The 6,897-nt window shown below is 70.7% G+C and carries 10 protein-coding genes and 1 pseudogene; 7 read left to right on the top strand and 4 right to left on the bottom strand.

Features of this window, described 5'->3' with window-relative positions:
- The 4 genes from DEIPI_RS39385 to DEIPI_RS37610 form a co-directional block, all read left to right on the top strand.
- Positions 1-192: hypothetical protein (locus tag DEIPI_RS39385; RefSeq protein WP_027481608.1), on the top strand; the 192-nt coding region annotated here is incomplete at its 5' end.
- Positions 189-578 carry a VOC family protein gene (locus tag DEIPI_RS0109320; RefSeq protein ID WP_027481609.1) on the top strand — a complete coding sequence of 130 codons (390 nt, stop codon included), beginning with the start codon at positions 189-191 and terminating at the stop codon, positions 576-578. The genes DEIPI_RS39385 and DEIPI_RS0109320, both read left to right, overlap by 4 nt.
- Positions 579-628: 50 nt before the next feature.
- Positions 629-1,093, top strand: a complete 465-nt coding sequence (locus tag DEIPI_RS0109325) for a hypothetical protein (protein ID WP_045233976.1) — start codon at positions 629-631, stop codon at positions 1,091-1,093.
- 67 nt (positions 1,094-1,160) lie between these two features.
- Complete coding sequence (locus DEIPI_RS37610) at positions 1,161-1,337, top strand: hypothetical protein (protein WP_157463568.1); 177 nt, start codon at positions 1,161-1,163, stop codon at positions 1,335-1,337.
- Between the two features lie 85 nt (positions 1,338-1,422).
- Here the strand turns inward: DEIPI_RS37610 and DEIPI_RS0109335 are convergent, their stop codons facing one another.
- The gene (locus DEIPI_RS0109335) at positions 1,423-1,812 is read right to left on the bottom strand and encodes a hypothetical protein (protein WP_027481611.1); all 390 of its coding nucleotides are present in this window, start codon (positions 1,810-1,812) and stop codon (positions 1,423-1,425) included.
- Between the two features lie 248 nt (positions 1,813-2,060).
- Here DEIPI_RS0109335 and DEIPI_RS0109340 point away from each other — a divergent pair, with 248 nt between their 5' ends.
- On the top strand, positions 2,061-2,909 hold the full coding sequence (locus DEIPI_RS0109340; protein ID WP_027481612.1) for a DUF72 domain-containing protein: 849 nt from the start codon (positions 2,061-2,063) through the stop codon (positions 2,907-2,909).
- Between the two features lies 1 nt (position 2,910).
- Here the strand turns inward: DEIPI_RS0109340 and gnd are convergent, their stop codons facing one another.
- Genes gnd through DEIPI_RS0109355 form a run of 3 tightly spaced genes read right to left on the bottom strand, consistent with a single transcriptional unit; the run spans position 2,911 to position 5,254 of the window.
- Positions 2,911-4,422, bottom strand: coding sequence for a decarboxylating NADP(+)-dependent phosphogluconate dehydrogenase (gnd, locus tag DEIPI_RS0109345; RefSeq protein ID WP_245588536.1), 1,512 nt, complete (start codon positions 4,420-4,422; stop codon positions 2,911-2,913).
- 58 nt (positions 4,423-4,480) lie between these two features.
- The gene (locus DEIPI_RS0109350) at positions 4,481-4,951 is read right to left on the bottom strand and encodes a peroxiredoxin (RefSeq protein WP_027481614.1); all 471 of its coding nucleotides are present in this window, start codon (positions 4,949-4,951) and stop codon (positions 4,481-4,483) included.
- A gap of 27 nt (positions 4,952-4,978) precedes the next feature.
- Positions 4,979-5,254 carry a hypothetical protein gene (locus tag DEIPI_RS0109355; RefSeq protein WP_027481615.1) on the bottom strand — a complete coding sequence of 92 codons (276 nt, stop codon included), beginning with the start codon at positions 5,252-5,254 and terminating at the stop codon, positions 4,979-4,981.
- A 305-nt stretch (positions 5,255-5,559) separates the two neighbouring features.
- Here DEIPI_RS0109355 and DEIPI_RS29845 point away from each other — a divergent pair, with 305 nt between their 5' ends.
- Together DEIPI_RS29845 and DEIPI_RS41315 are read left to right on the top strand one after the other, a co-directional pair.
- Positions 5,560-6,453 (top strand): AfsR/SARP family transcriptional regulator, encoded by an 894-nt coding sequence (locus DEIPI_RS29845; protein WP_084474115.1) that lies wholly within the window; start codon positions 5,560-5,562, stop codon positions 6,451-6,453.
- Between the two features lie 124 nt (positions 6,454-6,577).
- Positions 6,578-6,897 (top strand): annotated as a pseudogene (locus DEIPI_RS41315) (acyl-ACP desaturase); the annotation flags it as partial.

Consider the following 6,897-nt stretch of genomic DNA (forward strand, 5'->3'; position numbering starts at 1 on the left):
CGGTTCGAGGCGGCGCTCCTCGCGCTCGCCTCGGACACCCCACCGGCGCTCGCGGATCTCGCGGTGGACCTCGCCTACGCGGACCAGGCGCACCTCACCCGCGAGGTGCGGCGCTTCAGCGGCCGCACGCCGCGCGCCCTGTCGGAAATGTTCAAGACGGGCGGCCCACGGCGGCTCACCCTGGAGGCATGACGAACCTCACCGGTCCGGCCGCGCTGCGGAACGTGAACCTCCTCGTGAGCGACGTGGACCGCTCGCGCCGTTTCTACGCCGAGGTGTTCGGCCTCGCCGTGGACACCCGCAGGTCCGCGCCGCCCGCCATGCTGATCCTGAGCGCGCCCGGCGCGTGCACCCTCAGCCTCAAGGACCGCGCCACGGAGGAGCCGCACAAACTCGCCGGGTCCGGCGACGTGGAGCTCGGCTTCGAGACGAACGACGTGGACGGCTGCCACGCCGCCGCGAGCGCGTTCGGCGTCACGGTGGGCGAGGTGCGCGAGCTCGGCTTCGGCCGCACCTTCGACCTGCTCGACCCGGACGGTCACCACCTCGTCGTGTACGCTCTCACGGAACGCGGCTGACCACGGAAATCTCACGGCGGGCGGCGCGTGGACGCGGCCTACTGTGGGTGATGAAGCGCAGTGTGCTCGAAGTGCTGACCAGCCCCATCACCGCCGAGGACGTGAAGCGCGTCCTGACCACGCCCGTCCTGCGCGGTCGCGACCCGGACGACGTGGAGGTGGACGCCCGCGCCACCCTGCGCCTGCGCGAACGGCCCGAGGGGCCGCAACTGCGCCGGGCCCGGCTCTACGACCTCGGAGAGCACACGCGGCTCGTCCAGCTCACCTTCCGCGAGACGCTGGAGGTCCTCGACCTCGTCAGCGTGCCCGGTCAGACCTTCGCGCTGCGCGCGTGGAACGCGGACGGCTGGATGACGGAGGCGCACGTGCACCTCGCGGAGTTCGACGGCACCACGCCCGCCGTCCTGAAGGACACCAGCGGGCGGCACGCGTACTTCACGGTGATCGGGCAGAGTCCCAAGGGAAGGGGAGAGCGGGCGCTGAGCGTCTCGTCCCTGCCGGAACTGGAGGACTGAGGCGGGCGCGCCCGTAGAGGCCCACGTGTGAACACGATGCGGGACCCGTGAGGAGTACATTAAAGACGTGAAGCCCTCGCCCACGTCGTCCGCGCGCTCCGTGGGGCGCTCCCTTCCCGCGTGGCTGTGCCTGCTCGCCCTGCTGCTGGGCGCCTGCGGGCGGACCGCCCAGCCGCCCACGCCGCCCTGCGTCGGCCTCCCCGTGATCGGCCCGGAAGGGCAGCCCGATTCCTGCTGGACCTGAGCGTGCGGACATGGAGAGGCGCGAGCCCGTGAGCTCGCGCCTCCCTGCCGTTGAGGGACGGCATGTGGTGGGTGAATGGTCGCACCTACCGGGGGATCCGGTACCCGTTCAGGTCCATCTTGTAGCGGTCCTCGTCGAACTTGCCGTCACTGAAGACCATCACGTAGTTGCGGCCCGCGGTGGCGACGTTGAGCGACTTGGACATCAGGTCGGCCGTTCCGGGCGCCATCCCGGCGGGCACGACGAGGAAGACGGCGTTCCCGAGCGGCATCGTCATCGGCTCGAAGGTGATGCCGTAGGGGAACATGTTGCGGGCGACCAGCTGGCCGTTCACGTAGAAGTCCACCAGCCCGGCGGGACCCGACTTGGTCTGCAGCCACACGTGGGCTGAATTGGTGGAGTTGAGCGTCTGGGCGCTTGCGGACACGGAAGCTGCGAGTGCGATGGCGAGCGTGGAGATCGTCAGACGGCGCATAAGGTGCTCCTTGGGGAGGTGCTCCTTGAGGCGGGTGTCTTCGTGGCTTCGACCGTCCCTCGAACGCAGCGTATGAAACTTCACACCTTCATGTCCTCTTGATCCGTGAAGGCCCCCTTGGCCAGCGTTCACGAACACCCCGACAGCGGCAATCGACCTTCATTCACCAGTCGGAGCTCGCGCACGTGGAGCTGCGCCATGAACCCACTCGAAACTCCACGCGCGCTCCAACAGGGCGAAAATGGAGCATGCGCATCTACCTGGGCACGGGCGGCTACACGAACGAGGACTGGATCGGTCTGCTCTACCCCGAGGGCACGAAGAAGCAGGACTTCCTGGAGGTGTACGCGCGGCACTTCGGCGCGGTGGAGCTCAACAGCAGTTTCTACGGCATCCCCGGCCTCAAGGCCTTCGAGGGCATGGTCCGCAAGTCCGGGGGGCGCACGCGCTTCGCGGTGAAGCTCCACTCCGTCTTCACGCACGAACGCAAACCTCAGGACAGCGACTTCGACCGGATGCTCCAGAGCCCCCAGCCCCTGCGCGAGGCGGGCGTGATGGGGCCGTACCTCGCGCAGTTCCCCTACTCCTTCCACCGCACCACCGAGAACCGCAAGTACCTCCTGGAGCTCGCGGAGCGCTTCGCCGGGCACGAACTCGCCGTGGAGATGCGGCACGGCAGCTGGGACAAACCCGAGGTCCGCGAGGGCATGAGCGAGTTCGGCCTCATCTGGGTCAGCCCGGACTACCCGCCCGTGGGCGGCATGCCCGAACCGCGCGTGTTCGTCACGGGCGAGGTGGGCTACCTGCGCCTGCACGGCCGCAACAGCGGCACCTGGTGGGAGGGCAAGAGCGCCGCCGAACGCCACGACTACCTGTACTCCCGCGCCGAGATGGACGAGTGGGCCACCAAGATCGCCGACGTCGAGGGGGACCTGGAGGAACTCTACGTCTTCTTCCAGAACACCACCAAGGGTCACGCCCTGAAGAACATCCCGATGCTGCGCGAGGCCCTGGAGACGCGCGGGCTGACCGTGAGCGGTCCCCGTCCGGAGGACGCCGCGCCGGATCGGCCCGCGCCGCAGGGCAGCCTCTTCTAGTTCAGACGGTGTAGGGCGTGCTGGCCGTGTCGCCGCCCTCGCCGGTCCAGTCGGTGTGGAAGAACTTCCCGCGCGGCTGGTCCACCCGCTCGTAGGTGTGCGCGCCGAAGTAGTCGCGCTGAGCCTGCAGCAGGTTCGCGGGGAGGCGCTCGGAGCGGTAGCCGTCGTAGTACGCGAGGGCGCTGGAGAAGGCGGGCACGGGAATGCCGAGCGTCACGGCGGCGCCCACCACGCGCCGCCAGGCGCCCTGCGCCCCCGCGAGCGCGTCGCGGAAGAAGGGCGCGAGCAGCAGGTTCGGCAGCAGGGGAGACGCGTCGTACGCGGCCTTGATGTCGTCGAGGAACGCGGCGCGGATGATGCAGCCGCCGCGCCACATCTGCGCGACGCGGCCGTAGTCGAGCTGCCAGCCGTACTCCACGGCGGCGAGCCGCATCAGGGAGAAGCCCTGCGCGTACGAGCAGATCTTGCTGGCGTACAGCGCCAGTTCGAGGTCCGCGACGAAGGCGTCCGCGTCGCCCTGCCAGGCCGCGTCGGGTCCGGCGAGCACGCCCGACGCCGTGACGCGTTCGTCCTTGAGGGCGCTCATGCAGCGCGCGAACACGGCCTCCGCGATGGTCGCGGCGGGCACGCCGAGGTCGAGGGCGGTGGTGCTGGTCCACTTGCCGGTGCCCTTCTGCCCGGCGGTGTCGAGGATGACGTCCACCATGGGGACCCCGGTGGCGTCGTCCTTTGTGGCGAGGATGCGCGCGGTGATCTCGACGAGGTAGCTGTCGAGCCTGCCCTCGTTCCAGCGCGCGAAGACCTCCGACATGCGCTCGGGCGTGAAGCCGAGCGCGCCGCGCATGAGGGCGTACGCCTCGCCGATCATCTGCATGTCGCCGTACTCGATGCCGTTGTGGACCATCTTCACGAAGTGCCCCGAGCCGCCCGCGCCGACCCAGTCGCAGCAGGGCGTGCCGTCCGCGACGCGCGCCGCGATCGCCTGGAAGATGGGGCCCACGTGCGGCCAGGCTTCCGCGTGACCGCCGGGCATGATGCTCGGGCCGTGCAGGGCGCCCTCCTCGCCGCCGGAGACGCCCGTGCCGACGTACAGCAGGCCCCGCTCGCGCAGCAGGGCGGCGCGGCGCTCGGTGTCCGCGAAGTGGCTGTTGCCGCCGTCCATCAGGATGTCGCCGGGCTCCAGGTAGGGCAGGAGGTGCTCGATGGTCTGGTCGACCGGGTCGCCCGCGCGCACCATCATCAGGACGCGGCGGGGCGGCTTGAGGGCCCGCACGAACGCCTCGGGAGAGCGGGCGCCGACGATGCGCAGGCCCGCCGCGCGCCCGTCGACGAAGTCGTCGACGCGGGCGACGGTGCGGTTGAAGACCGCGACGGTGAAGCCGCGCCCCTCCATGTTGAGGACGAGGTTCTCGCCCATCACGGCGAGCCCGACGACGCCGATGTCGGCGACGCCGATCATGTCCTGCGTGCTGATGTCCGTGGCCGCCGCGCCCGTCCCTTGCGTCTCGTGCATGTCGCATCGAACCATTCCACCGGGCCCGATAAACGTAAGGTGGACACTATCTCGCTCTTCAGGCGGTCATGGCGCGAAGCTCGGCGAGCACGTCGGCGGCGTTCGAGTTGGGGTCGGCGGGGGCCCAGCGACGCGCGACGCGCCCGTCCGGGGCGATCAGGAAGGTCTCGCGCCGCGCGCGCGGCGTGGGCTCCTCCTCGACGGGCGCGTCCTCCAGCACGCCGTAGACGCGGCACACCGCGAGCTCCGAGTCGGGCACGAGCGGGAAGTCGAGGCGGCAGACCGAGCGGAACGTGCCCTGCCGCTCGGCGGTGTCGCTGCTGACGCCCACGACGAGCGCGCCGAGCTTCTCGAACTCCGGCAGGAGCGCCTGGAAGCGCCGCGCCTGCATCTGGCAGTGCGTGGTCGCGGAGCGCGGAAAGAAGAACAGCACGACCCAGGAGCCGTGCCAGTCGGACAGCGCGAAGGGCGCGCCGTCGTCGCGGGCGGCATCGAAGGTGGGGGCGAGGTCGCCGACGCTGGGAACCATGCCCCAGAGCCTAGCGCACGCGCGGCGTCACAGGATGGGCGCGCTGACGGTGCCGAAGCGCGCCTCGGCGCGTTCAAGCACGAGAGACACCAGCATCTCCTTCGTCGCGCCGACCCAGGCGTCCTGACTCGCGACGACCTCGCCCTCCGCGTCGAGGGCGCTGAAGCGCAGGCTGCCGTGAGGCGGCACCTCCCAGCGGAAGTGCAGTCCCGCCGCCTCCAGCGCGTCGACCCGCGCACGGTACGCGCTGCCCACGAAGGAGGAGCGCCACGACTGGTTGAGTTCCGCGATGTCGTCGAGCATAGGTCACCTCATCCGGGAGCACCCCCCGGCTCTCATTCACCCTCATTGTACCCGGACCTCTCATGAGAAGGCGCGAGGTCCGCCTTCATCGGGGAGGACGTGACGGCGCGGACATCCGCCCGGCGCACGCTGCGGTCAGGAGGGACACCATGCAGCCCTCCGACCTCATGAACATGCACGTCGACACCGTCTCCGACGTCCTGAAAGCGCTCGTGACGCCCGCGCCCGCCGGGGCCGAAGCCGCCGCCACCTGACCCGGGACGCGCCGTAACGCCCTCGTAACGGCCCCCCGCGACCCTGGGGGCATGAGCACCCCGCGCGCCCGCACCGCCCCCGCCACGCCCGGCCCCGTTCCCACGAGCGAGGCGCTGGTCATCCGCACCTTCGGCCGCGCCGAGGTGCTCGTCGGGGGCGCGGAGGCCGCGTGGCCGTCCGCCTCCGCCCGCGAGCTCCTCTTCTACCTCCTGTCGCGTCCCGAGGGCGCCACGAAGGCCGAGATCCTGGAGGAGCTGTGGGGTCTGGAGGACGACGCCGCGAGCGCCAACCGCTTCCGCGTCACCGCTCACCGCCTGCGCGCCACGCTCGGCTGGTCGGGCGCCATGACGGAGGCGTACGGCCGCTACCACCTCGCGCCCGAGGTGTTCCGCGCGTCCGACGTGCAGCAGGTCCACGCGGCCCTGCACGAGGCGCAGACCACCGAGGACGCCGCCGGGCGCCTCCGCGCCTACCGCCGGGTGCTCGCCGTCTACGCGGGCGAGTACCTCCCTCACGTCCGCGAGGACTGGGCCGAGCGCGCCCGCGAGGAGCACCGCGCCGCGTACGTGCGCGCCTGCGTGGAGGTCTCGCTCGTCCACTGCGAACGCAGCGACTGCGAGGGCGCCGTGGGCGCGCTCGTTCGCGCCCTGCGGGCCGATCCCTTCATCGGCGAGAACTACCACCAGAAGCTCATGACCTGCCTCTCCGTCGTGGAGGGCCGGTACGCCGCCATCGAGCACTACCGCCGCTTCATCCGCTTCCTGCGCGAGGACCTCTCCGACACGCCCATGCCCGAGACGGTGGGCCTCGCGGAGCGCATCAAGTGCGGCGAGCAGATCTGCCGCCGTCCGCAGGGCGCGGCGACGCTCCCGGCTCACCTGTGCGCCCTCACGACGGGCGGCGACTGCCCCGCGCCCCTCGCGGAGGTGCTGAACCTCAACTGAGATTCCTTGAGCTTTCCCACCCTCGCGGCGCGACCGTGCCCCTCCCTCGGGGCCACCACGCGCCGCGCGAGTTGTGCGTGCGCTCAACCTCGTCACGCGCTTCCGTTGTACGATCCATTGGTCTATGAGTGCCATCGTTCCCCCTTCCATCCTGGCCAACGTGCCGCGGACTCCGCCCGGACTGCTCTCGAACGCCGAGAAGGACCGCCTCATCGAACGCGCCTTCCTCGGGCTGTACCGCTGGTACACCGCCCGCAGCCAGGAGACGCGCAACTGGAACGCCGACAAGAGCTTCGACTGGCGCGCCCTGCGCCCCGACATGCCCAAAGAGGTCGTCACGGTCGTGCAGGGCTTCTTCGCCGTCGAGCAGTACGCGCCCGACTACACCAGCGAACTGGTCAACCTGGTGCGCCGCAGCCACGGACGCAGCCACTTCCAGCTCCG

The sequence above is a fragment of the Deinococcus pimensis DSM 21231 genome (assembly GCF_000519345.1).
Taxonomy (GTDB): Bacteria; Deinococcota; Deinococci; order Deinococcales; family Deinococcaceae; genus Deinococcus_A; species Deinococcus_A pimensis.